The sequence below is a fragment of the Streptomyces sp. NPDC088157 genome, assembly GCF_044741545.1.
Lineage (GTDB): Bacteria > Actinomycetota > Actinomycetes > Streptomycetales > Streptomycetaceae > Streptomyces.
This window is the reverse complement of the sequence record NZ_JBIUSU010000002.1, coordinates 67,086-89,533: the sequence shown is the minus strand read 5'-3', so window position 1 is coordinate 89,533 and position 22,448 is coordinate 67,086. Positions and strand designations below refer to the sequence as shown.

General features: G+C 72.0%; 21 protein-coding genes. 5 read left to right on the top strand and 16 right to left on the bottom strand.

Annotated elements, in window-relative coordinates; translation table 11 throughout:
• Positions 1-13: 13 nt before the first annotated feature.
• Together ACIPFH_RS06825 and ACIPFH_RS06820 are read right to left on the bottom strand one after the other, a co-directional pair.
• Complete coding sequence (locus ACIPFH_RS06825; RefSeq protein WP_356262348.1) at positions 14-544, bottom strand: toxin-antitoxin system, toxin component; 531 nt, start codon at positions 542-544, stop codon at positions 14-16.
• A gap of 32 nt (positions 545-576) precedes the next feature.
• On the bottom strand, positions 577-1,230 hold the full coding sequence (locus ACIPFH_RS06820; protein WP_356262330.1) for a helix-turn-helix transcriptional regulator: 654 nt from the start codon (positions 1,228-1,230) through the stop codon (positions 577-579).
• 243 nt (positions 1,231-1,473) lie between these two features.
• Here ACIPFH_RS06820 and ACIPFH_RS06815 point away from each other — a divergent pair, with 243 nt between their 5' ends.
• The gene (locus ACIPFH_RS06815; protein WP_401823926.1) at positions 1,474-2,142 is read left to right on the top strand and encodes a hypothetical protein; all 669 of its coding nucleotides are present in this window, start codon (positions 1,474-1,476) and stop codon (positions 2,140-2,142) included.
• Between the two features lie 168 nt (positions 2,143-2,310).
• Here ACIPFH_RS06815 and ACIPFH_RS06810 read toward each other — a convergent pair whose 3' ends face one another.
• From ACIPFH_RS06810 to ACIPFH_RS06775, 8 genes are all read right to left on the bottom strand, one after another.
• On the bottom strand, positions 2,311-3,135 hold the full coding sequence (locus ACIPFH_RS06810) for an ABC transporter ATP-binding protein (RefSeq protein WP_401823924.1): 825 nt from the start codon (positions 3,133-3,135) through the stop codon (positions 2,311-2,313).
• A gap of 20 nt (positions 3,136-3,155) precedes the next feature.
• Positions 3,156-3,974, bottom strand: a complete 819-nt coding sequence (locus ACIPFH_RS06805) for an ABC transporter permease (RefSeq protein ID WP_401823921.1) — start codon at positions 3,972-3,974, stop codon at positions 3,156-3,158.
• Positions 3,971-4,744, bottom strand: a complete 774-nt coding sequence (locus tag ACIPFH_RS06800) for an ABC transporter permease (RefSeq protein ID WP_356262342.1) — start codon at positions 4,742-4,744, stop codon at positions 3,971-3,973. The genes ACIPFH_RS06805 and ACIPFH_RS06800 overlap by 4 nt, the downstream gene beginning before the upstream one ends.
• Positions 4,741-5,712, bottom strand: a complete 972-nt coding sequence (locus ACIPFH_RS06795) for an ABC transporter substrate-binding protein (protein ID WP_401823918.1) — start codon at positions 5,710-5,712, stop codon at positions 4,741-4,743. The genes ACIPFH_RS06800 and ACIPFH_RS06795 overlap by 4 nt, the downstream gene beginning before the upstream one ends.
• 233 nt (positions 5,713-5,945) lie before the next feature.
• Positions 5,946-6,881 carry a PDR/VanB family oxidoreductase gene (locus ACIPFH_RS06790; RefSeq protein ID WP_401823916.1) on the bottom strand — a complete coding sequence of 312 codons (936 nt, stop codon included), beginning with the start codon at positions 6,879-6,881 and terminating at the stop codon, positions 5,946-5,948.
• The gene (locus tag ACIPFH_RS06785; RefSeq protein ID WP_401823914.1) at positions 6,878-7,051 is read right to left on the bottom strand and encodes a hypothetical protein; all 174 of its coding nucleotides are present in this window, start codon (positions 7,049-7,051) and stop codon (positions 6,878-6,880) included. Before ACIPFH_RS06785 ends, ACIPFH_RS06790 begins: the two co-directional genes overlap by 4 nt.
• On the bottom strand, positions 7,048-8,115 hold the full coding sequence (locus ACIPFH_RS06780) for an aromatic ring-hydroxylating dioxygenase subunit alpha (protein WP_356254138.1): 1,068 nt from the start codon (positions 8,113-8,115) through the stop codon (positions 7,048-7,050). Before ACIPFH_RS06780 ends, ACIPFH_RS06785 begins: the two co-directional genes overlap by 4 nt.
• Positions 8,116-8,395: 280 nt before the next feature.
• Positions 8,396-8,905, bottom strand: coding sequence for a TetR/AcrR family transcriptional regulator (locus tag ACIPFH_RS06775; RefSeq protein WP_401823911.1), 510 nt, complete (start codon positions 8,903-8,905; stop codon positions 8,396-8,398).
• 223 nt (positions 8,906-9,128) lie between these two features.
• Here ACIPFH_RS06775 and ACIPFH_RS06770 point away from each other — a divergent pair, with 223 nt between their 5' ends.
• Both ACIPFH_RS06770 and ACIPFH_RS06765 read left to right on the top strand, forming a co-directional pair.
• Positions 9,129-11,183, top strand: a complete 2,055-nt coding sequence (locus ACIPFH_RS06770) for a phosphocholine-specific phospholipase C (RefSeq protein ID WP_401823910.1) — start codon at positions 9,129-9,131, stop codon at positions 11,181-11,183.
• Between the two features lie 91 nt (positions 11,184-11,274).
• Complete coding sequence (locus ACIPFH_RS06765; RefSeq protein ID WP_401823907.1) at positions 11,275-12,093, top strand: phospholipid scramblase-related protein; 819 nt, start codon at positions 11,275-11,277, stop codon at positions 12,091-12,093.
• Positions 12,094-12,158: 65 nt separating this feature from the next.
• Here ACIPFH_RS06765 and ACIPFH_RS06760 read toward each other — a convergent pair whose 3' ends face one another.
• Positions 12,159-13,106: a hypothetical protein gene (locus ACIPFH_RS06760; RefSeq protein WP_401823904.1), complete on the bottom strand. Its 948-nt coding sequence runs from the start codon at positions 13,104-13,106 to the stop codon at positions 12,159-12,161.
• Positions 13,103-13,900, bottom strand: a complete 798-nt coding sequence (locus ACIPFH_RS06755; RefSeq protein ID WP_401823901.1) for a phosphatase PAP2 family protein — start codon at positions 13,898-13,900, stop codon at positions 13,103-13,105. The genes ACIPFH_RS06760 and ACIPFH_RS06755 overlap by 4 nt, the downstream gene beginning before the upstream one ends.
• A gap of 220 nt (positions 13,901-14,120) precedes the next feature.
• Here ACIPFH_RS06755 and ACIPFH_RS06750 point away from each other — a divergent pair, with 220 nt between their 5' ends.
• Positions 14,121-14,735 carry a TetR/AcrR family transcriptional regulator C-terminal ligand-binding domain-containing protein gene (locus tag ACIPFH_RS06750; RefSeq protein WP_401823898.1) on the top strand — a complete coding sequence of 205 codons (615 nt, stop codon included), beginning with the start codon at positions 14,121-14,123 and terminating at the stop codon, positions 14,733-14,735.
• A gap of 194 nt (positions 14,736-14,929) precedes the next feature.
• Here ACIPFH_RS06750 and ACIPFH_RS06745 read toward each other — a convergent pair whose 3' ends face one another.
• Positions 14,930-15,970 carry a DUF2510 domain-containing protein gene (locus tag ACIPFH_RS06745; protein WP_401823896.1) on the bottom strand — a complete coding sequence of 347 codons (1,041 nt, stop codon included), beginning with the start codon at positions 15,968-15,970 and terminating at the stop codon, positions 14,930-14,932.
• A 286-nt stretch (positions 15,971-16,256) separates the two neighbouring features.
• Between ACIPFH_RS06745 and ACIPFH_RS06740 the strand changes: the two genes are divergently transcribed.
• Positions 16,257-18,965 carry an ATP-binding protein gene (locus ACIPFH_RS06740; RefSeq protein WP_401823894.1) on the top strand — a complete coding sequence of 903 codons (2,709 nt, stop codon included), beginning with the start codon at positions 16,257-16,259 and terminating at the stop codon, positions 18,963-18,965.
• 422 nt (positions 18,966-19,387) lie between these two features.
• Here ACIPFH_RS06740 and pcaD read toward each other — a convergent pair whose 3' ends face one another.
• From pcaD to pcaG, 3 genes are read right to left on the bottom strand one after another with little or no spacing between them, the layout of a single operon-like run.
• Entirely contained in the window at positions 19,388-20,512 is a 1,125-nt protein-coding gene (gene pcaD, locus ACIPFH_RS06735) for a 3-oxoadipate enol-lactonase (protein ID WP_401823893.1), read from the bottom strand.
• Positions 20,509-21,840 carry a 3-carboxy-cis,cis-muconate cycloisomerase gene (pcaB, locus tag ACIPFH_RS06730; protein WP_401823890.1) on the bottom strand — a complete coding sequence of 444 codons (1,332 nt, stop codon included), beginning with the start codon at positions 21,838-21,840 and terminating at the stop codon, positions 20,509-20,511. Before pcaB ends, pcaD begins: the two co-directional genes overlap by 4 nt.
• Positions 21,837-22,442, bottom strand: coding sequence for a protocatechuate 3,4-dioxygenase subunit alpha (pcaG, locus tag ACIPFH_RS06725; protein WP_401823888.1), 606 nt, complete (start codon positions 22,440-22,442; stop codon positions 21,837-21,839). Before pcaG ends, pcaB begins: the two co-directional genes overlap by 4 nt.
• Positions 22,443-22,448: the final 6 nt, after the last annotated feature.

The window sequence follows — 22,448 nt, the reverse complement described above, 5'->3', positions numbered from 1 at the left end:
GTCCTCCGGGAACTCAGTTCTGCGGGCCCAGATAGCCCAGCGACGCCTCGATCCGGCCGGCCAGGTGGTCTCGCTGACCCCGCCCCCGGGGTGACGAACCCGGCAGCCAGACACGGCACTTGCTGGCCAGCAGCAGGCCGAAGCTCTCGGCCTCCTTCTCGTCGGCCAGGTCGAAACGGGTGCGCGCGGCGACGCTGCGCACCGTCGCCTGGAGATCCGCCCCGTCGCTGAGTAACCGGGCCGCGACGGCGGCGCCCTCGACGTGCTCGCCGCAGTGGCCCGCCTTCATGTGCCACAGCTCATGGCCCAGGATGACCAACTGGTGGTCGGGGGCGGTGCGTTCCTCGACGACGACGAGGTCCTGGTCGGCCATGTCGAGCCACAGTCCGCTGGCCGTGTCGGTCGGGAAACAGGCCGTGCGGAAGTGCACGGGGCGCCCGCGCCGTCTGCTCATCCCGTCGCACAGGGCGGTGTACAGGTCGGCCGGCGCGGCCGGGGCCGGGAGGGTCAGTTCCGCGACCAACTCGCCGCTGAGACGGCGCATTTCCCTGGCGATGCTCACGCTTCTCCCCCGGATCACGACTCGGGCCGCTTCACGCTCTCCAGGAGCATGTCCAGCCACTCGGCGACCTTGTCGCGGTGCTGGTCGGTGGGCAGCTGAGCGGCCCGCCAGGCGATCCCGCGCACGCCGTGGTCCTGGAGCAGCCGCTCCAGCGGATCCTCGGCGGCCGCGGCCGCCTCCCGCGCGGCGAGCTTTTGGAGCAGATCCTGCTCGGTGTGCTGCAGGGCGCCCGCGAGCGCCTCAGGGTCCTCGGCCGTGAGGAAGCCGGCGTGGACGCGGAAGAACCGCTGGAGGGCGTCGCAGTGCTCCATCGTGGGGCGCCGGTCGCCGTTGATGAGGGCGCCCGCCTGCTGACGCGACATGCCGGCGCCGTCGGCGATCTCCTGCTGGGTGTACTTACGGCCGTTCGGCTTGAGCCGTGTACGGCGCAGCAGGTCCAGGCGCTGCAGGAAGCGGGCCTGCACATCGGGCTCACCGGCCGGCCGGCCGCTCAGCAGGGCCTTGACCACGGACTCCGGGACACCGGAGGCGACGGACAGCCGCCCGGTGCCGAAGACCTCCGCGTGCGGCACACCGAGCCGGTCGGCGAGCGCGGCGACGCGGGCGACGACGGCCGACAGCAGCAGCGCCGCCGCGGTGCCCGGAACCTCGAAGCCATCCTCCGCCACCGACAGGTCTCCTAGGTCTCTCACGTCCCTCTCACAGACACACGATCACCAAAACAGACGGTCGCCGTGAACTGCGTGGAGAGTATCGGGTCTTTCGAACTCACATCCAGGTCTCGCCACAACTGTGGCCAATTTCAGCCGTCAACAAGCGCCGAATGCCACGATAGTTGACACCGCTCGCGTCGGGGCAGCAGGATCGGGGCGCCGCGTGAAGGCCGCATAGGCAAGAGGGGTGACCTCCCGATGGCGTATCAGGCAGGAGGGCAGCGGTCCGTACCGCGGCCCGTCCCCGAGAGTCTCGAGGCGCAGGCGTACCTGCAGGACTACGCCACGTACCTGGAGGCCGTCCCCTTCCCGTCCGTGGTCCTCGACCACCGCTGGGACGTCGTTCTCTCCAACGCCGCTTTCGCGTCACTTTTCCGGGACGTGGGCCCGCATCCGACGGCGCTGCCGGGCGACAACTTCCTCCGGTTCGTCCTCTTCCACCCCGACGCCTCCTCGGTCCTCGGTGACCACGAGGCCGTCTGGTGCCTGCCGATGCTCGCCCGTTTCGCCGCGGCCATGGAGCGGCACGGTCACGACCACGGGCTGCAGACGATCCGCCGTGACATCGCCCAGGATCCGATCATGGAGGCCGCCTACCGGCAAGGGCTGCCGCACTGGATCCGCGTGGTCGGCGAAGAGGCCGTCGAGCACGACGGGGCGGTCCGACCCCTCCTGCACCCCGACCCGCGCTGGGGCGCCACGGAGTGCCGCATCGTCTGCGACACCCCCAGGACCCTGCAGGACCTGGGGTACACCCGGCTGACCATGGTGCTGCGCGCGACCAGCCCGGCCCCGGCGCCCCGCAGGACGCGCACCGCGCGCCGCACCGCGAGCCACCTCAGCGTGGTCCCGGCCCCCGAGGCCTGACCGGGCACCGTCGGCGTTCAGGTCGCCGACGGCGCCCTGGTCGGCCCCCGGCATCGGGTGCGGCCACGGCCACCCCTGGCCGCAGCCCGGCCAGGGCAACCCCGACCCGGACCCGGGCCGCAACCTGGCCGAGGGCCGCCCGGCCACGGCCACCGGCTCGCAGGACGTCTACACACCCGGCAAAGGCGTACTCGACTTCGTGAGGCGGTCCACGGGTACCCCGCGCTTCGCCGCCTGGATCTGCTCGTACACCTGGGTCCGCAGTGCGGCGAAGCGCGGGGCCACCCGTGTGTGCAACTGGTCGCGTTCCGGCGGGAGATCGACCTTCAGCTGCTGCTGTACGACCGTGGGGGAGGCGGACAGGACGATGATCCGCTCGCCGAGGTAGACGGCCTCGTCGATGTCGTGGGTGACGAACAGGATGGTGATCCCGCGCTCCCGCCAGAGTCCCCGGACGAGGTCCTCCAGGTCGGCGCGGGTCTGCGCGTCCACTGCCGCGAACGGTTCGTCCATCAGCAGGACCCTGGGCCGGTAGGCGAGCGCCCGGGCGATCGCCACCCGCTGCTGCATCCCGCCCGACAACTGCCACGGATAGGCGGACAACGCGTCCTCCAGTCCGACCGACCGCAGGGCGTCCGCCACCAGCTCCCGCCGCATGGCCTTGGGCAACGCCTTCTGCTTGAGCGGCAGTTCGACGTTCTCGCCGACCCGCATCCACGGGAAGAGGCTGCGCCCGTACTCCTGGAAGACGAAGGCCATGTCCGGCGGTGGTCCGGTCACCTTCCTTCCCTCCAACAGTACTTCGCCGGAGGTCGGCGTGAGCAGCCCGCCCATGCACTTCAACAGGGTCGTCTTGCCGCAGCCCGACGGGCCGACGAGGCAGACGAGTTCGCCCGCCTCGACGGTGAACGTGAGGTCGCGGACCGCCTCGACCCGGCGCCCGGACCCTTCGTAGACCTTTCGCAGGCCGGACACTGCAAGACGCGGGTGCATGGAACGCCCTTTCGCGAGGGTCACGGGGACCGCCGGGTGGCCGCGCGCAGACCGTGGTACCAGCCGAGCACTCGACGCTCGACGACCTGGAAGAGCACGGACAGAACGAAGCCCAGGAGACCGAGCACCAGGATCCCGGTCCACATGTCGGGGATGGCGAAACCCCGTTGGAACTGCACGATGGTGAAGCCGAGCCCGTTGCTCGCGGCGAACATCTCGCTGATGACCATCAGGATGATGCCGATCGACAGGGCCTGACGCAGCCCCGCGAAGATCTGCGGGCTCGCGGAGGGAAGGACCACGCTTCGCAACCGGGCGACGCCCGTGATGCCGTACGACCGTGCCGTCTCCGCCATCACCGGGTCCACCGCCCGTACCCCTTCGACGGTGTTGAGCAGGACCGGCCATACGCAGCCGCTCGCGATGACGGCGACCTTCATGGTGTCGCCGATGCCCGCGAACAGCATGATGACCGGCACCAGGACGGGCGGCGGCACCGCCCGCAGGAACTCCAGGACCGGCTCGCACACCGCCCGCACCCGGCGGTAGGAGCCGATGACCGAGCCCAGCGCGATCCCGACGACGGCCGCCGTCGCGTATCCGCCGAGGAGCCGCAGCACGCTCGGCCGCACGTCGGTGCGCAGCCGCTCGCCCGTCCACACGTCGGGGAAGGCCTTCAGGATCGTGCGCAAGGGCGGCCAGTACACGTTCGTGCTGCCGTCGGAGGCCACCCACCACACGCTGACCAGTACGGCCGGCAGGGCGAGCGTGAACAGCAACCGAAGCAGGACGCGCCGCCAGGCGCTCGATCTCGCTCGGGTGGGGGGTGACTCGGTCACACCGCCACCTCTCCACGCACCGACTGGTGCCAGGCCAGCGCGCGCCGCTCCACCGTCCGGGCACCCACGTTGATCAGCAGCCCAAGCACCCCGGTGACCACGATCAGGGCGTACATCTCGGGCACCGCCTGAGACGTCTGCGCGACAGCGATGCGCGCGCCCAACCCCGGTGCGCCGATGACCAGTTCGGCGGTGATGACGAGGATCAGCGCGACGGCCGCCGCGAGCCGCACGCCGGTCATGACGTACGGCAGCGCGGTCGGCCACAGCACGTGCCGGACCCGCGCCCAGGTGCCGAGCCCGTAGGAGCGGGCGGTCTCCTCGGCGACCGGGTCGACGTCCTGGACGCCGTAAAGGACCTGGATCAGGATCTGCCAGAAGGAGGCGTAGACGACCAGCAGCAGGACCGAGCGCAGTTCGGTGCCGTACAGCAGCACGGCGAGGGGGATCAGGGCCACCGACGGGATGGGGCGCAGGAACTCGACAGTCGAGGCCGTCGCCTCGCGGAGGTGGGGGACGACCGAGATGATCACGCCGGCCACGATCCCGGCGCCCACCGCGATCGCCAGGCCCAGGGCCCAGCCGGTGAGGGTGTCGCCGAGCGCCGTCCAGAAGGCGGGGTCGGCGAGTTCGTCGGCCAGGGCGCCGGCGATGCGGCTGGTCGGCGGGAAGTAGGCCTCCTTGACCAGCCCGAGCCGCGGCACCGCCTCGCCCAGGGCGAGGAAGGCCGCGAGCCCGGCCGCACCGAGTACGAGGTTCGCGCCCCTCACGGCAGCAGCTTCTCCAGGTCCGGGGCCGACTTGAAGAGCTTGTCCCGTTCGCCGAGCTTCTTCAGTGCCTCGATCGACGAACGGTTGGCCTCGGCGGGCCACTTGGGCAGCGTCACCTGTGCCAGTACCGATGCCGGGATCTTGGTGTAGGTGGTGACGATCCCGCGGACCTCGTCCGGGTGGGAGTCGGCGTAGGCGAGGGACTCCGCGGTGGCCTCCTGGAACCTCTTCACCACGTCCGGGTTCTTCTGCGCGTACTGCGCGGAGGTGAAGTACATGGCGACGGTGAGGTTCGGCGCCACGTCCACCAGCGGTGAGGCGATCTCCACGCCGCCCTGGCTCTTGATGGTGGCCAGCGCCGGTTCGACGACCATCGCCGCGTCGATCTGCCCGCCGTCCAGGGCGGCGGGCATCTGGTCGAAGGCCAGCTCGACGAACTTCACCTCGTCCGGGTCGCCGCCCGCCTTGCGCACCGACTCGCGCACCGCGGTCTCGTTGATGTTCTTGAGCGTGTTGATGGCGACCCTCTTGCCCTCCAGGTCCCTGGCGGACTTGAGTGGGCTTCCCTTCTTCACCGTGATCGCCCCGAAGTCCTCCCCCTGTAAGCCGGTTGAGGCGATGCCGTTCGAAACGGCTTGCACGGGAACGTTGTTGGACTGGGCCACCATCAGGGACGTCATGTTGCTGAAGCCGAACTGGAACTGGCCGCTGACGACGCCGGGTACGATCGCCGCGCCGCCCTGCGCGGTGGTGATCGACAGCTTCAGACCGCGCTTCTCGTAGAACCCCTGTTTCACGCCCAGATAGACGGGCGCCACGTCGACGATCGGGATGAGGCCGAGTTTGACGGTCGTGGTGCCTCCCGACGACGAACTCCCGGTGGACGTACCGGAGTCGTCGGACGAGCCACAGGCGGCCGTGGCGAGCAGGAAGGTGACGGACGCGAGACCGGCGAGCAGACGACGCAAGGCTCCTCCTGTGCAGACAACGGTGTTCCGACAGGCTGTGCGCACACCGCACAGTAGTGCTCAACTGGCGTGCAGGGAACGTAGAGCCCGCCGTCCGACGGGGTCAATGGGTTTGGCTGACGAAATTGTTGACAGTCGAGGAGGGCGGACCCGCGGGTCACCGACCGGCGGGAGAACCGCCGCTTCGATGGACCCGCGGGTCACCGACCCGGCGGGAGTCGCCGCCCCCCGGATCACAGATCCAGGACGAGCTTCCTTCCCCGGCACCGGGACACGCAGATCATCATCGTCTCCCCGGCCTCCCGCTCCTGCGGACCGAGGACGGAGTCCCGGTGGTCCGGGGTGCCCTCGAGGACGTCGGTCTCACAGGTGCCGCAGGTGCCCTCCGTGCAGGAGTAGAGCACCTCGACGCCCGCCGCGCGCACGGTGTCCAGTACGGACACCCCCGCCGCGACGGTCAGCGTCCGGCCGCTCTGCGCCAGCTCGACCTCGAACTCGGCGTCCTCGCCCGTCTGTTGCTCCTTCGCCTGGAACCGCTCGACCTGGAGCACGCCCGCCGGACAGCGCTCCTCGACGGCGTCCAGCAGCGGTCCCGGACCGCAGCAGTAGACGAGCGTGCCCTCGGGCAGCGCGTCGAGCACGGAACCGAGGTCGAGCAGACCGGCCTCGTCCTGCGGGGCGACGGTGACCCGGTCGCCGTACGGCGCCAACTCCGCGGTGAACGCCATGGATTCGCGGCTGCGGCCCCCGTAGAGCAGGCTCCACTCGGCGCCCGCCGCCTCGGCCGCCGCCAGCATCGGCAGAATGGGGGTGATCCCGATGCCGCCCGCGACGAACCGGTAGCGGGGGGCCGGGCGCAGCGCGAAGTGGTTGCGCGGGCCGCGCACCCGGACCTTGTCGCCCTGCCCCAACTGCTCGTGCACATGGGCGGATCCGCCGCGTCCGGCCGGCTCGCGCAGCACCGCGATCCGCCAGACGGAACGGTCGGCCGGGTCACCGCACAGCGAGTACTGGCGCTCCAGCTCCGGGCCGAGGACGAGGTCCACATGGGCGCCTGGCTCCCAGGCGGGGAGCTGCTCGCCCAGCGGGTGGCGCAGGGTGAGGGCGAGCACTCCGTCGGCGGCGAACTCACGGCTTGCCACGACGAGTTCGGCTTCGTACACACTCATGAGTCGTTTCCTCGTGGCCGGTGTCCGTCGGGGTGGCCGAGCATCCACTCCCACATCTCGATCGGGTCCTGCGCGGTGTGCTCGGCGCCGCAGTGACAGGTACCGTGCAGCACATCGGTGCCCGGCAGCCAGTCGACGCGGTAGATCTCGCCGGTGGGACCGGTGCTCACAGGACCTTCTCCACGGGCTTGTCGCCCTCCTCCACCAGCCGGGCGAGGATGCGGCGGGCGGCCAGACCGCCGGTGTCGATGTTGATGCTCAGCTCCTGGTAGCCGGTGCGTTCCGAACCGAGCGTCCGCTGAAGGAGGTTGAGCGCGTCGACGTCCTGCATGACCACCGTGTGGTTGTTGCCGCGCAGGAACTCGGTGACCTCCTCGTCGTCCGTCGCCCAGTCCCGCGAGACCATCCAGAAGTCGTACACCTTGCCGTCGGCGGACGGTGTGATCGCGTACGTGATCTCGGTGTGGAAGCCGTTCGGGTCGCTGCCGTCCGCCTCGGGCAGGATGCCCACCGGCGCGATCCGGCTGTGCAGCAGGTACAGACAGGGCGCGTGGTACTCGATGTCCTGCCAGCGGGTGATCCGGCCCTCGATGCCGGTGGAGCGGGCGTAGAACGGCGGGCACTCGGCGTCGTCCATGTGCCGGCTCACCCGGACGATCCCCGCGCCCTCGTCGACCTCGGTGGTGATCGGCGTCTCGGCGACCTCCGGGGTGCCGATGTAGCCGCCGTGCAGGTACGTCTCGTGGGAGAGGTCCAGGAGGTTGTCGACGAGCAGCCCGTAGTCCGCGTCGATGGGCTCCATGCCGCGGACGGTCGTCCAGCCGGGGGAGTCGAGGTGCCGGGCGCGCGGGATCGTCTGCGGGTCGGCGAGTGCCGGGTCGCCGATCCACACCCACACCAGGGAGTCCTGCTCGACGACCGGGTAGGCGGTGACCCGGGCGGTGCGCGGGATGCGTTTCTGCCCCGGCACGTACACGCAGGCGCCGGTCGTGTCGTACGTGAAGCCGTGGTATCCGCAGACGATGCGGTCGCCGTCCAGCCGGCTCTCCGACAGCGGGAACCGGCGGTGCACACAGCGGTCGTGCAGCGCGACGGGCCTCCCGTCCTCCTCGGTCCGGTAGAAGACGAGCGGCTCACCGAGAACCGTCCGGCCGAGCAGCCCCTCGCGCCCCACCTCGGAGCTGTAGGCGGCGACGTACCACTGGTTCCTGGCGAATGCGGTGGTGTGCGGCATGGCGTTCCCGTCCCTGAGTGCGGGGCGCCCTCGCCCCGCTTGCCGTGGTTGGACTCAGGGTCGTGAGGCATGCGGTGGCTCCGCAAGGCGGCTTCTGCCAGACGGAAGAGCCGCCGCGGAAAGAAGCGCCGATGCGCCGGTTCGCCCCCCTCCGGTGCGAGGTGCCTCAGCCGTTCACGGCAGGTTTCGCGTGACACCGGCGCCCCGCCGGACAGCCTCCACCCGGCCGCGCCCTCGCGGCCAGGACGTCACCCGCGCGGGACGTCCGCGGGCCCGTTCGTCATGCGGAGTCGGTGGCGGAGAGGAGATTCCATCCCGCCTCCGGATCGAGCGGCAGGTCGGGGCGGTCGCGCTTGAACGCCTCGGCCCGTTCCTCGAGCTTCGGCAGGGCGTGGTCGGGCGCACCGAACCCGCGGAACAGGGTCGCGCAGTACTCACCGGACAGGAACGCCGCGTCCCACGGACCGTCCGTTCGCACCCACTGGTAGGTGTGGTTGTGCAGGTTGAGGAACTGGAGCGTGGCCAGCCGTGGTGGCATCGCACGGAAGGTGCCCTGCTCCACGGCCTCCGCGAGCAGCGCCGAGATCAGCTCCTCGAAGTCGGAACGCTGGCCCAGCAGGATCTTCAGCTCCGCACCGCTCAGACTGCGGTAGTCGTGCTCGTAGACCCAGATGTGGTCGAGCCTGCGGAAGATGATCGTGAGCAGTGATTCGGACAGCAGGCGCAGCCGGAGCAGGGGATCCGTGTCGAGGTCCGCGATCTGCCGGGCGCGGGACAGCAGCGGCCCCATCACCCGGGACTGGATCGGTCGACCGCCGATTCCGGCCCCGAGCCGGTGGGCCGGCGCCGCTTGGTGATCTCTTGGTCCGTCGCACACCCCTCGTACCGTCGACTTTCACACCCGCGTCACCCGGCCCTTCCCTGACGTTCGGTGCCCTTGGAACACTTCGTTGCGCGCGCATTGCGTCACGAACCGGCAGGCGCAGCCCTTCCGTACGAGAGGTGCCTCACCCATGCCCGAAGTCAACCGGCGCCGATTCCTCCAACTGGCGGGCGCCACGACGGCGTTCACCGCTCTCTCCGACAGCGTCGAACGCGCCGCCGCGCTGCCCGCGAACCACCGCACGGGGTCCATCGAGGACGTCGAGCACATCGTCGTCCTGATGCAGGAGAACCGCTCCTTCGACCACTACTTCGGCACGTTGCGGGGCGTCAGAGGCTTCGGCGACCCGCGCCCGGTCACCCTCGCGAACGGCAGGTCGGTCTGGCACCAGGCGGACGGGACGGGCAAGGACGTCCTCCCGTTCCACCCGGACGCCGACGACCTGGGTCTCGCCTTCGTCCAGGACCTCCCGCACGGCTGGAACGACGGCCATGCCGCCTTCGACGGCGGCAGGTACGACAAGTGGGTGCCCGTCAAGAGCGCCACGACGATGGCGTACCTGACCCGCGAGGACATCCCCTTCCACTACGCGCTCGCCGACACCTTCACCGTGTGCGACGCCTACCACTGCTCCTTCATCGGCTCCACCGACCCCAACCGCTACTACCTGTGGAGCGGGTACACCGGCAACGACGGCAAGGGCGGCGGCCCGGTCCTCGGCAACGACGAGGCCGGCTACAGCTGGACGACGTACCCCGAACGCCTGGAGCGGGCCGGGGTCTCCTGGAAGATCTACCAGGATGTCGGCGACGGCCTGGACGCGGACGGCAGCTGGGGCTGGATCCAGGACGCCTACCGCGGCAACTACGGCGACAACTCGCTGCTCTACTTCAAGCAGTACCAGAACGCGAAGCCCGGCGACCCGCTGTACGACAAGGCGCGCACCGGTACCGACGCCCGCACCGGCGAGGGGTACTTCGACCAGTTGAAAGCGGACGTCAAGGGCGGGAAGCTGCCGCAGATCTCCTGGATCGCCGCCCCCGAGGCCTTCACCGAACATCCCAACTGGCCCGCGAACTACGGCGCCTGGTACATAGCCCAGGTCCTCGACGCGCTCACCTCCGACCCGAAGGTGTGGGCGAAGACGGCCCTGTTCGTCACCTACGACGAGAACGACGGCTTCTTCGACCACCTGCTCCCGCCGTTCCCGCCGGCCTCGGCCGCGCAGGGCAGGTCCACGGTCGACGTCGGTCCGGATCTCTTCAGGGGCGACAGCGGCCACACCGCCGGCCCCTACGGGCTGGGCCAGCGTGTACCCATGCTCGTCATCTCGCCCTGGAGCAAGGGCGGTTACGTCTGCTCCGAGACGCTCGACCACACCTCGGTCATCCGGTTCATGGAGCGCCGCTTCGGCGTCCACGAGCCGAACATCTCGCCGTGGCGGCGCGCGATCTGCGGCGATCTGACCTCCGCGTTCGACTTCTCCCGCACGGACACCCGGCCGGTCGCCCTGCCGGACACCGACGGCTACGAGCCCCCGGACAAGGACCGCCACCCCGACTACGTGCCCACCCCGCCGGCCCACCCCGTCCTGCCGAGGCAGGAGCGCGGCACGCGACCCACCCGGCCGCTCAAGTACGCGCCACAGGTCGACGGTTCGGTGGATCCGACCGCCGGGACCCTCACCCTCGCCTTCGCCTCCGGGGCCAAGGCCGGCGCCGCCTTCCTGGTCACCTCCGGCAACCGCGCCGACGGACCGCGGAGTTACACCACGGAGGCCGGCCGGACCGTCTCCGACACCTGGAACTCGGCCTATTCGGGCGGCTCGCACGACCTGACCGTGCACGGCCCGAACGGATTCCTGCGCGTCTTCAAGGGGAACGGCAGGGCGGCCGGGTCCGAGGTGGTCGCCCGCCACGTCGGCGACGGCCTGGAACTGACCTTCACCCACCGGGGGTACGGCACCCTGGAGCTGAAGGTGGCCGACGGGTACGGCGGCCGTCCGACGACCCTGAAGCTGCGGCCCGGCGCCGTACTCAGGCGCACCCTGGACCTGCGGGCGAGCGGCCGGTGGTACGACGTCACCGTCGCCTCCGACTCCGACCCGGCGTTCCTCAGGCGGTTCGCCGGGCACGTCGAGAACGGGCGGCCCGGCGTCAGCGACCCGGCGATCGTCACGGGGTGACCGGCTCGGGCCGAAGCCGCGGTGAGCGCGCGGTGGACACCGCCTCGTGGGGGCCGGCCGGGTCCCTGCGGACTCGGGGTAATGTGCCCCGGTGACCACGCATTCGAACACGCCTTCAGGCTGGTACCCGGACCCGCACGGGGCGGACCAGACCCTGCGCTACTGGGACGGCGCCCAGTGGACCGAGCACACGCACGCGGAGGCGAAGGGCCAGGCCGCGCCGCAGGTGCCCCAGCAGGCGGGGCCGGACGAGCGGGTCCGGCGCCAGGTGCAGCAGCAGGCCGGGGTCGCGGCGAGCGGCCCCGGCGGCGGCACGCTGTTCAGCGAGCCGGTACTGGTGGTGAACCAGAAGGCCAAGCTGATCGAGCTGACCAACGAGTACAAGGTCATGGACCAGCAGGGCAACCAGCTCGGCTCGGTCATTCAGGTCGGCCAGAGCGCGCTGCGCAAGATCCTGCGCTTCGTCGCCAGCATCGACCAGTACCTGACGCACCGGCTGGAGATCCGGGACGTCCACGGGCAGCCGGTGCTGCTGCTGACCCGCCCGGCGAAGTTCCTCAAGTCGCGGGTGGTCGTGACGCGCCCCGACGGTCAGCCGGTCGGTGAGATCGTCCAGCAGAACGTCTTCGGGAAGATCAACTTCGCCATCAACGCGGACGGCCGGCAGGTCGGCGCGATCAAGGCGGAGAACTGGCGGGCGTGGAACTTCGCGATCGTCGACCACGCCGGCAACGAGGTCGCCCGGATCACCAAGACCTGGGAAGGCCTCGCCAAGACGATGTTCACCACCGCGGACAACTACGTCCTGCAGATCCACTACCAGCTGCCCGAGCCGCTGCTGAGCCTGGTCGTCGCCACCGCCCTGACCGTGGACACCGCGCTCAAGCAGGACGCGCGCGGCCTGGGCTGACGCCCCGCGCGGCAGATGCGACGCTTCCCCGGCCGCCGAGGGAGCGTCACATCCGTGTGCACGGCCTAGAACGGGGTGAGGTGCTCCGGTCCGGTCGTCGGCCGCGGCAGCAGCGCGGGTTCGGCGGACGCGGTCTCCGGCCTCAGGGCCAGCACCGCCGCCACGGGGTGATCCTCGTCGTGGACGGAACCGGGGTCCGGCGTGGCCCGTGACAGCAGCACCACACCCCACCCCGCGACTCCCGCTCCCGCCAGCGCGAGGAGCACTCCCGCCGCCCCGCCCTGGAGGCGTTCGCCGAGGAGGGCGAGGCCGATCGCCGCGGCGGCCACCGGGTTCGCCAGGGTCACCATCGCCAGCGGTGCGCCGAGGCCGCCGCGGTAGGCGGTCTGCGACAGCAGCAGCCCGGCCGTCGCGAAGGCCGCGACCAGCAGCGCCACCCCGATCACCTGCACGCTGAGCAGCGGGCCCGAACGGTCCGTCGCGGCCACCGTGACGGTCTGGGTGAGCGCCGAGGCCACCCCCGAGGCGAAGCCGGACGCGGTCGCGTGCCGCAGTCCGGGCCTGGCGCCGCGCCGGGCCAGCAGCCCGATCAGCGCCGAGGTCGCGCCCGCCACGGCGACCGCCTCCGGCATGCTCAGGACGTCCTCGGGAGCCGGACCCGACGCCGTGACCAGGATCGCGGCCAGGCCGGCCAGGGTGAAGGCGGTGCCCCGCCACTCGGCGGCGCCGACCCGGCGCCCCGCGACCCGCGCGCCCATCGGCACGGCCGCGACCAGGGTGAGCGCGCCGAGCGGCTGCACGACGGTGAGCGGTCCGTACTTGAGGGCCACCACGTGCAGCAGCGCGGCCCCCGCGTTCAGCCCCACCGAGCACCACCAGGCGCCGTTGCCGAGCAGCCGCAGCAGCCCGGTGCCGGGGTGCCGGGACGCCAGCCGTTCCTGGGCGACGGCGGCGGCCGCGTAGGCGACGGCGGAGAAGAGGGACAGGACGACGGCGACCAGGGTGGCGTTCATCGGCCCGCTCCCACGAGGACCGGCTTCTCGGCCGGGGCGAGGGTGCGCGCAGCGCGTCCCGCCGTGATGGCCGCGCTCAGGGGGGCGTGGATCAGCGCGAGCGCGAGGCCGAGCAGCGCGCCCGCCATGATCGCGTCGAGCCAGTAGTGGTTCGCCGTGCCCACGATCACCAGCAGGGTCAGCAGCGGGTGCAGCAGCCACAGCCACCGCCACCGCGACCGGGTGGCGACGACGAGACCGACCGCGACCATCAGGGCCCAGCCGAAGTGCAGCGAGGGCATCGCCGCGAACTGGTTCGACAGGTGGTCGGTCCGCGGCGGGCCGTACACCGACGGTCCGTACACGCGCGCGGTGTCGACCAGCCCCGTCGCCGCCAGCATCCGCGGCGGGGCGAGCGGGAAGGCGAGGTGCAGCACCAGGGCGGCGGCGGTGACCGTGGCAAGCACCCGGCGGGCCCACACGTAGTGGGCCGGGCGCCGCAGATAGAGCCAGATCAGGAAGGCGAGGGTGGCCGGGAAGTGAACGGTCGCGTAGTAGCTGTTCGCGACCTCGGCGAGGGTGTCGCCGTGCAGCAGCAGAGACTGCACGGAGCCTTCTCCGGGCAGCCGCAGCAGGCGTTCGACGTGCCACACGTCGTGCGCGTTGCGGAAGGCCTCGCCGGTGTGGCCGGCAGCCAGCTGGCGACCGACCTTGTAGACGAGGAAGAGCCCTGCGACCAGCAGGAGCTCGCGGACTATGGGCGGCCGCGCCGGCGTGGCCGGCTCCGCTTGTGCAGGCTCGGTGCGGGCATTCATCCCCCGGCCCCTTCACTGACGGTGGTGCGTGTGGTGGTGCTGCCGTGCTCGTGACTCATGCATACACCATCGATACGATGTCGTACCGATACGTCAGTGTACCGATACGCCCGCGTACCGGTACACTGACGTATCGATTGATGTGCGCCACACTTGACCGAGGTTCTCTCAGGGGCCTTGAGGCGGGCCGGAGAATCGGAAGAGAAGGAGGGGACGGCAGATGACGTCGCAGGCAGCGGAGGGACCCGAATCGGTCGCCGCCACGAGCCGCTCCAAGATCACGCCCGAGCGTGAGCAGGAGTTCTTCGACGCCGTTCTCGACCAGGTCCGCGAATGCGGGTACGAAGCCGTCACCATGGAGGGCATCGCCGCCAGCACCCGGTGCAGCAAGTCCACCCTCTACCGGCAGTGGAAGACCAAGCCCCAGTTCGTCGTGGCCGCCCTGCGCTCACGCCGCGAGGCCAGGCTCACCGGCATCGACACCGGCTCGCTCGCCGAGGACCTGCGCGAGGCGGCCCGGGCCACGGGCCGCTGGTCCACGAACGACACCAAGCTGTTGCAGGCCCTGGGCCACGCCGTCACCGGTCACGAGGACCTCGCGAGGGCGCTGCGGGAGGCGATCGTCGCGCCCGAGATCGAGGCGCTGCGGGAGATTCTGCGGCGCGGGGTCGAACGTGGCGAGATCGCCCCCGACCACCCGGCGGTGGAGTACATCCCGGCGCAGATGTTCGGAGTGATCCGCGCCCGTCCCGTCGTCGACGGGGAGTACGCCGACGAGGAGTACCTGGTCCGCTTCGTGGAGGCCGCCGTACTGCCGGCGCTCGGCCTCACATAGAGGCCGCCGGGAAGACCGCCGGGAAGACCGGCGATGTGATCGACACAGCGATCAGCACCTGACTCAGGCCACCGTCCACGGGATGACTGGACGGTGACCTGTCTCGCGCCGCACCGTGGGGACGGGGGCGGCGCGCACCACCCGGCCGGGTGGGGTCCCCTTGAGCGGAGGGGCGCCCCACCCGGCCGGCCGTGTCAGACGTCCTGTCCGCTGCCGCCGCCCGTCGACACCTTGATGCCCTTGGTGATCGTGTCGATGACCGACACGCTCTGATCGGCGTCGAGCCCGAAGCGGAGCACCACCAGCCGCTTGCCGTCCGCGGGCGCCGGGAACGCCAGCGACTCGACATAGCCGTCCGCGCCCTTGCTGGTGACCGCCTTCCAGCGCACCAGGTACCCCTTCTGGCCGGCCACCGTCACCGCCTTGGAGGCGAGCACCTGGTGCGAGGTGATCGCGCCGTACGTCGTACCGCCGTAGGACTCCTCGGCGTTGGCCGAGATGTCCGCCTTCGCGACCTCCTCGGCCGTGCTGCCCTTGGTCTCCAGCACCTCGACGGGCGCCGAGTACACGCCCCCCTTGGTGCAGGTCTTGGAGGTGTCGCCCGGGCACTTGTAGGAGGCGTCGGAGGTGATCTGCGCGCCCGCGTTCAGCTCCTGGCCGGTCCAGCCGGCCGGGATCGGGATGCTGATCCCGTTGAGCGCGTCGGTCACCGAACCGCTCTTGATCTTCGGCGGCTCGGAGCCCTCGGGCGAGGGGGAGGCACCACCCGAACCCCCGGAACCCCCCGAGCCACCGGAGCCCCCCGAGTCGCCGAAGGGCCCGCCCTGGCCGCCGCTGCCGCCCTGTCCGCCCGTGCCGCCGGGCCCCTGGCCGCCCGGCCCCTGGGCCGTGCCGCTGCCGCCGCCCGAGCCGTCGCCCTTGGCCAGGGCGTACACGCCGACCCCGATGCCGGCGAGGACCGCGACGGCCGCGGCGACGGCTATGCCCGTCCGCAGCCCGCGCCGCCCGCCCGTGCCCGCCGGCGCGGCCGGATACCCCGGATACCCCGGATGCTGCGGGTACGCCGGGTACGCGCCGTCCGCCGGCGTCTGCGCCGGCGGACCCCATACGGCGGCCGAGCCCGCGGCGCGGGTCTGATCCGTCCATGCCTTGCCGTCCCACCAGCGTTCGGTGGCGGGACCGTCACTTGTCTGCCCCGGGTCGGGATACCACCCGGGAGGAGTCACCTGCGTCATGTCCCCACCGTATGAGGCGTCGGTGAAAGCCGGATGAGAGGGAGGGCACTTCGTCGAAATCGGTTCTCGGCGCCCCGCAGCCCGACTGGCGCGAAGTCGCCGTCAATTCGGTGCCCGTCACCCGCCGTTGACGTCGGGCGACCACTTCCGCAGGCCCGCGGGGGCGCCCCGGGCCGCCCCGTGTCACTCGTCGAGGCGGACCTGCCGGGACAGCCCTCCGTTCGGGCCCGCGGAGGGCTACGCTCGACGTCGGTACGTCGTTCGGGCGACATGGGGAGGTAGCGGGATGACGGAGGTCAGGCCGACGGCGGCCGCCTCGGCTTCCCTGTGGGAGCGCGAGCAGGAAGTCGCCGCCATCGCGCAGGCGGTGGAGAGGCTCTGCGCCGACCGCTCCTCGTCCGGTCACCTGCTGGTGCTCCGGGGCGAGGCGGGATTCGGCAAGACCGCGCTGTTGGCCGAGACACGACGCATCGCCGAGAGCCGCGGCTGCGTGGTCTGGTCGGCCCGCGGCGGCGAGACACTGAGGTCCGTTCCCTTCAACGTCGTACGGCAGCTGCTTCAGCCCGCACTGCTCTCCCTGCACCCGGAGGAGGCCCGCGAGTACCTCGGCGACTGGTACGACATCGCCGGCCCCGCCCTCGGCATCGCCGAACCCGGCGAGGGCCACGCCGACCCGCAGGGCGTGTGCGACGGCCTCGTCGCCGCCGTGACCCGGCTGGCCAGGCGGGACTACCCGCTCGTGCTGCTGATCGACGACGCGCACTGGGTCGACCAGGAGACCCTGCGCTGGCTCGTCGCGTTCGTGGAACGCCTCGACGAACTCTCCGTCCTGGTCGTCGTGGCCCGCAGGCCCGGCGAGGTCAAGGGCGACGCGGCCCGCCACCTCGACGCCATCGGACTGGCCGCGGGCCGCGCCGTCACCAGCCTCAGCGCCCTGACCCCGGCCGCGATCGCCGGCCTCACCCGGGACACCCTCGGCCCGCACGCCGACGCCGCGTTCTGCCGCGAGGTGTGGGCCGTCACCGACGGCAACCCCTACGAGACCGTCGAACTCCTCGCCAAGGTCCGCGACAGCGAACTGGAGGCGAGCGAGTCCTCGGCGGGCGAGCTGCGCGCCCTGAACCGCGCGGCCCGCGGCGGCGGTCTCGTCGACCGCCTGGAGAAACTGGGCGTCGACGCCACCAAGTTCGCCATGGCCGCCGCGATCCTCGGCGCCGACATCTCCGTCACCCAGGCGGCCCGGCTCGCCGGACTCGGCCGTGACGAAGCAGTGCGCTGCGCCGAACTGCTGCGCAACGCCCGCATCCTCACCGAGCCCGTCCCCGGCGCCGTCCCCGCCGGCGACGGCGATCTGGAGTTCGTCCACCCGCTGATCGCCTCCGCCGTCTACGACTCCATCCCCGGAGGCCTGCGCACCGCGATGCACGGCATCGCCGCCCAGGTCGTCGCCGACGCGGGCAAAGGCCTCGCGGCTGCCTCCCGGCACCTGCTCCAGGTGCACGAGGAGGGCGACGAGGAACTCGTCGAGCAGCTGCGCGAGGCGGCCCGTGAACACCTCGCCGTCGGCGCCCCCGACGCGGCCCGCCGCTGTCTGGAACGCGCCCTGCGCGAACCGCCCGCCCCCGACGTCCACGCGCACGTGCTCTACGAACTGGGCTGCGCCACCCTCCTCACCGCGCCAGCCAGGACCATCGACCACCTGCGCACCGCACTCGGCATGCCGGGTCTCGACGGCACCGAGCGCGTCGACGCCGTCTACCGCCTCTCCCAGGCCCTCCTGCACAACGACCAGCTGGAGGAGGCCGTCCGCACGGTCGAGGCGGAGGCCGCCCGGCACGCCCCCGGCCCCGCGCGGCTGCGGCTGCAAGCGGTGCAGTACATGTGGGAGGGCGTGCACGCGGGAGAGACCATCTCTCCGCGCCGCTCCGAGAAGCTCGCCGCGCTCGCCGCGACCTGCGCGGGCCGGGACAACGCCGAGCGCGCCCTGCTCATCCTGCGCGGCTTCGACGCCATGACCCACGGCGAGAACGCCGAGGAGGTCGCCGAGTTCTGCGACCGCGCCCTCGTCAACGGCGGCCTCGCCCCCGGCCTCGGCTGGACCGACCAGGAGTGGGGCATCGAACTGCTGATGATGCTGGCCAGCTCCTACGCCTACACCGACCGCCTCGACCGCGCCGACGCCCTCTTCAACGAGGCCCTGCGCGCCTACACGTCGGCCGGCTGGAGCGGCGGCCACCTCGCCCTGGCCCACGCCTACCTCGGACTGGGCCTGCGCCGTCGGGGCCGTCTGAAGGAGGCGGAGGAGTCCCTCAGGGAATCCCTGCGCGTCGCCGAACGCGTCGGCCGCGGCCTGCCCCTGTACTGGTCGGCGACCTGCAACCTCGTGGACACGCTGCTGGCCCGCGGCCATGTCGCCGAGGCCTGGGAGACCGCCGAACAGTACGGTTTCGCCCCGCCCTACCCGTCGACGATCGTGCTGCCCGACCCCCGTTCGGTGCGGGGTCGGCTCCTGCTGGCCGTGGGCCGCGTCAAGGACGGCATAAACGAGCTGGAGGCGGCCGAGAAGGCGGCCGCCTCCCGCGGCCACCTCAACCCGGTGATGGTCCCCTGGGCCGTCGACCTCGCCCGGGCCCTGGCCACCGAGGATCCGGCCCGTGCGGACCGGCTCGTCTCCGAGGCCCGTCGGCAGGCCGAGCGCTTCGGCACCGACACCGCGATCGGAGAGGCGCTGCGCTGCGCCGCCGCCCTGGAGACCGGTCAGCGCGCGGTCAGGCTGGCCCAGCAGGCGGTCACCTATCTGGAGTCCTCGCCCTGTCAGTACGAACACGCGGCCGCCCGCGTCGAGTACGGCATCCTCTCCCGCTCCGTGTCCGAACTGAGCCGCGGCCTGTCGCTGGCGCGCTCCTGCGGAGCGGACGGCCTGGTGGACAAGGCGCAGCAGGCCCTACGCGGACTGGGCGCACCCCAGGTGGGCCTCGTACCCGGACAGAGATAGCCGCCCGCGCGTACGGCGCCCGCGCGTACGGCGGGCGCCTCCACGTCCGGTCCGCCGCGCACGTCGCGTGCCCACGGTCACGACGACGTCCGGGGTCCGCGCGTACCCGCAGACGGGGAAGTGGCCGCGGGGCCCGTCGGAGCCATCCCCGTGGGGATCATCCCGGCGGGGTCACCGGTGAGGTCTTCCGCTCGATGGACGCGGTACGGCTCGCCCTGGAGAGCGAACTGGCCGCCGTCTTGCCGTGTTCGTCGCCGGTATCGACGTCGGCGCGGGCCCCCTCGGGGCCATCCCTGGCGGGATCATCCCGGCGGGGCGACCGCAGGCGGGATCACCGCCGGCGGGGCGACCCTCGACAGGGTCCCCCATCGGGGTCATCCCGACAGGGTCCCCCCATCGGGATGGCCCCGGTCGCGCTCGTCTCAGGCGGTGCCGTTCTCCTCCGCCAGTACGCGTTGGGCCGCCGCGAAAGCCGAGTTCGCCGCCGGGACCCCGCAGTAGACGGCCGTCTGGAGCAGGACGGCGCCGATCTCCTCGGGCGTGAGCCCGTTGCGCCGGGCCGCCCGCACATGCATGGCCAGCTCGTCGTAGTGGCCGTGCGCCACCAGCGCGGTGAGCGTGATCATGCTGCGCTCACGGCGGCTGAGCGTCGGGTCGGTCCAGATCTCACCCCAGGCATAGCGCGAGATGAAGTCCTGGTAGCGCGCGGTGAACGCGTTCTGCCCGGCCTGCGCCCGGTCCACGTGCGCGTCCCCGAGTACCTCGCGCCGCACCTCCATGCCCCGCTTCGCCCCGCCGTCGAGATGGGTGCGCAGCACGGTCAGCACCGCCTCCGGGCACTGGGCGGGCGCGAGGTGCGAGGCGCCCGGCAGCTCGACCAGCGCGGCGCCCGGCACCGCGTCCGCGATCTCCCGCAGATGCGCCGGCGGCGTCGCCGGATCCTCGCGCCCCGCGATCAGCAGGGTCCGTACGGCGATCTCCGGCAGCCGCTCGCGCAGATCGAACGCGCCCAGCGCGTCACAGCACGCCGCGTAGGCCTCCGGGTCGGCGTCGCGGTGGTCGGCGACGAGCTCCGGCACGGTGAACCCGGCCGTGAACCAGCGGGCGTTCGCGCTCTCGGCGAGTTGGGCGAGTCCCTCACGGCGTACCAGCGCGGCCCGCTCCTCCCACGGCCCGGACCCGTTGAAGTGGGCCGACGAGCAGATCACCGCCAGTGACGTCACCCGCTCCGGGTGGTGCAGCGCCAGGTGCAGACCGACCGCGCCGCCCAGGGACACGCCCGCGTACGCGAACCGCTCCAGGCGAAGCGAGTCGGCCAGCGCCAGCACCAGGTCGGCGAGGTCACCCACGGTCGCCCCGGGACCGATCAGGTCGGCCGCCGAACCCCCGTGCCCCGGCAGGTCCCAGCGGACCACCCGGTGAGCGATGGACAGCTCCGGGGCGACCTTGTCCCACAGGGCGTACGAGGTGCCCAGCGAGGGTCCGAGCAGCAGCGGGGGAGCGGAAGTCGGGCCCTCTGCAAGGTGGTTGAGCAGTCTCTCGGTCAACGTCGCTCCAGCGCACGGTCGGTGAGGCTCCCGGCGGAGCCGGTGTAACGGGCGGGGTCGGTGACGTCGCCGAGATCGACGTCCTTCAAGTCGGGCTCGATGGAGAGGAGTTCGCCCAGTGGGCGGCCCTCGGTGTAGGCGCGCCGGGCGAGTTCGGTGAGCAGTTCCTTGGCGCGGGCGCGGCCGAGCACGGCCGACAGTTCGGCCGACAGCCGCTCGGAGACGATCAGCCCGTGGGTGAGGCCGAGGTGCGAGCGCATCGCGTCCGCGTTCACCCGCAGCCCCTCGGTCGCCTCGACCGCGTCCCGGGCCGCCCCGCCGACCAGCCGCAGCAGATCCCTGAGCGGCTCCCACTCGGCGTGCCAGGCCCCGGCCGGCCGCTCGTCCTCCGCCGCCAGGGCACCGTACAGGGTGGCGGCGAGCTGCGGGGCGCGCCGGGCGGCGGCCGCCATCAGCGTGGACCGCACCGGGTTGGCCTTGTGCGGCATGGCAGAGGAGCCCCCGCCGCTGCCCTCCGCCAGCTCGGCGATCTCGGTGCGGGCGAGGGTCAGTACGTCCGTCGCGACCTTTCCCAGCGCGCCGGCCGTGAGGGCCAGGCAGCCGGCGAGGTCGGCGACCGGCGTCCGTAGTGTGTGCCACGGCAACAGGGGTGCGCGCAGCCCGAGTTCACGGGCGAACGCGGTGGGCAGTGCGGTGGCGTCGGTGGCGCCGTACGCGGTGAAGGCCGCCAACGTCCCGGCCGCACCGCCGAGTTGGGCGGGCAGCGAGTCGCGCACCGCCGTCACCCGGTCCCGCGCGTCCAGCACCAGCGACCGCCAGCCGGCCGCCTTCAGACCGAAGGTCGTCGGTACGGCGTGCTGGGTGAGCGTCCGGCCCGGCATCGGTGTGTCGCGGTGTTCGGCGGCCAGTCGGGCCAGCGCCCGCTGGACCCGGTCGAGGTCGGCCAGGAGGAGGTCGAGGCTGCGCACCGCGACCAGCATCGTCGCCGTGTCCATGATGTCCTGGCTGGTCGCGCCCCGGTGGACGTACGGGCCGTACTCCTCGCCGACCGCCTTCGTCAGATCGGAGACCAGCGGGATCACCGGGTTCCCGCCGCCACGGGCCCGCCCGGCGAGAGAGCGCGGGTCGAACCCGCCGTCGTCGGCCGCCGAGGTGACCGCCGCTCCGGCCCCCTGAGGGGCCAGCCCCAGTGTCTCCTGGGCGCGGGTCAGTGCCGCCTCCGCGTCGAGCAGCGCCCGCAGGTAGGCGCTGTCGCCGGTCGCGGACGCGGCGTCGGAGCCGGTCCACCCGGGGGCGAGCAGACCGGCGTCGTCGTGAGCAGATGTCACTGGAACTCCAGGAAGACCGTTTCGCCTTCGCCCTGAAGGCGGATGTCGAAACGGTAGGTCCCCAGCTCGCCCCGGGTGGCGACGAGCGTGCCGCGCCGCGCCGGGTCCACCCGCGCCAGCAGCGGGTCGGCGCTCAGCGCGGCCTCGTCGTCCGGCAGATAGATCCGGGTGAACAGGTGCACCAGCAGCCCGCGGGCGAACACGCAGACACTCAGGTACGGGGCGCTGTGCCCACGGGCGCCCGGTCGCAGCGTCCGCGCCGACCAGTGGCCGTTGGCGTCCGTCTGGACGCGGCCCCAGCCGGTGAACTCCACGCCGTTGCGGCCGAGGAAACCGCCGCTCGCCGGGTCGCGCCGCATCGAGCCGTCGACCTGCGGCAGGTTGCCCTCGGGGTCCGGGCCCCACAGTTCCAGGAACGCGTCCGGCAACGGGTTGCCCTCCCCGTCGTACACATGGCCCTGGAGCGCGATCGTGTCCGGGTGGCCGAGCGGGGCGATGTCGCCGCCGCCGGGGAACGGCAGGGCATGTCCGTAGAACGGGCCGACCGTGTGCGACGGAGTGGGGAGCACGGTCTCCGGACGGCTCGTGTCGATCTTCGTCATGGCAGG

Excerpts from the sequence above, each read along its gene's own strand:
- ACIPFH_RS06770 (WP_401823910.1), top strand. The coding sequence starts at position 9,129 with ATGCCCGAAGTCAACCGGCGCCGATTCCTCCAACTGGCGGGCGCCACG.
- ACIPFH_RS06815 (WP_401823926.1), top strand. The coding sequence starts at position 1,474 with ATGGCGTATCAGGCAGGAGGGCAGCGGTCCGTACCGCGGCCCGTCCCC.
- ACIPFH_RS06810 (WP_401823924.1), bottom strand. The coding sequence starts at position 3,135 with ATGCACCCGCGTCTTGCAGTGTCCGGCCTGCGAAAGGTCTACGAAGGG.
- pcaG (WP_401823888.1), bottom strand. The coding sequence starts at position 22,442 with ATGACGAAGATCGACACGAGCCGTCCGGAGACCGTGCTCCCCACTCCG.
- ACIPFH_RS06750 (WP_401823898.1), top strand. The coding sequence starts at position 14,121 with ATGACGTCGCAGGCAGCGGAGGGACCCGAATCGGTCGCCGCCACGAGC.
- ACIPFH_RS06760 (WP_401823904.1), bottom strand. The coding sequence starts at position 13,106 with ATGAACGCCACCCTGGTCGCCGTCGTCCTGTCCCTCTTCTCCGCCGTC.
- ACIPFH_RS06790 (WP_401823916.1), bottom strand. The coding sequence starts at position 6,881 with ATGAGTGTGTACGAAGCCGAACTCGTCGTGGCAAGCCGTGAGTTCGCC.
- ACIPFH_RS06745 (WP_401823896.1), bottom strand. The coding sequence starts at position 15,970 with ATGACGCAGGTGACTCCTCCCGGGTGGTATCCCGACCCGGGGCAGACA.
- ACIPFH_RS06755 (WP_401823901.1), bottom strand. The coding sequence starts at position 13,900 with ATGAATGCCCGCACCGAGCCTGCACAAGCGGAGCCGGCCACGCCGGCG.
- ACIPFH_RS06825 (WP_356262348.1), bottom strand. The coding sequence starts at position 544 with ATGCGCCGTCTCAGCGGCGAGTTGGTCGCGGAACTGACCCTCCCGGCC.
- ACIPFH_RS06780 (WP_356254138.1), bottom strand. The coding sequence starts at position 8,115 with ATGCCGCACACCACCGCATTCGCCAGGAACCAGTGGTACGTCGCCGCC.
- ACIPFH_RS06740 (WP_401823894.1), top strand. The coding sequence starts at position 16,257 with ATGACGGAGGTCAGGCCGACGGCGGCCGCCTCGGCTTCCCTGTGGGAG.
- ACIPFH_RS06775 (WP_401823911.1), bottom strand. The coding sequence starts at position 8,905 with ATGGGGCCGCTGCTGTCCCGCGCCCGGCAGATCGCGGACCTCGACACG.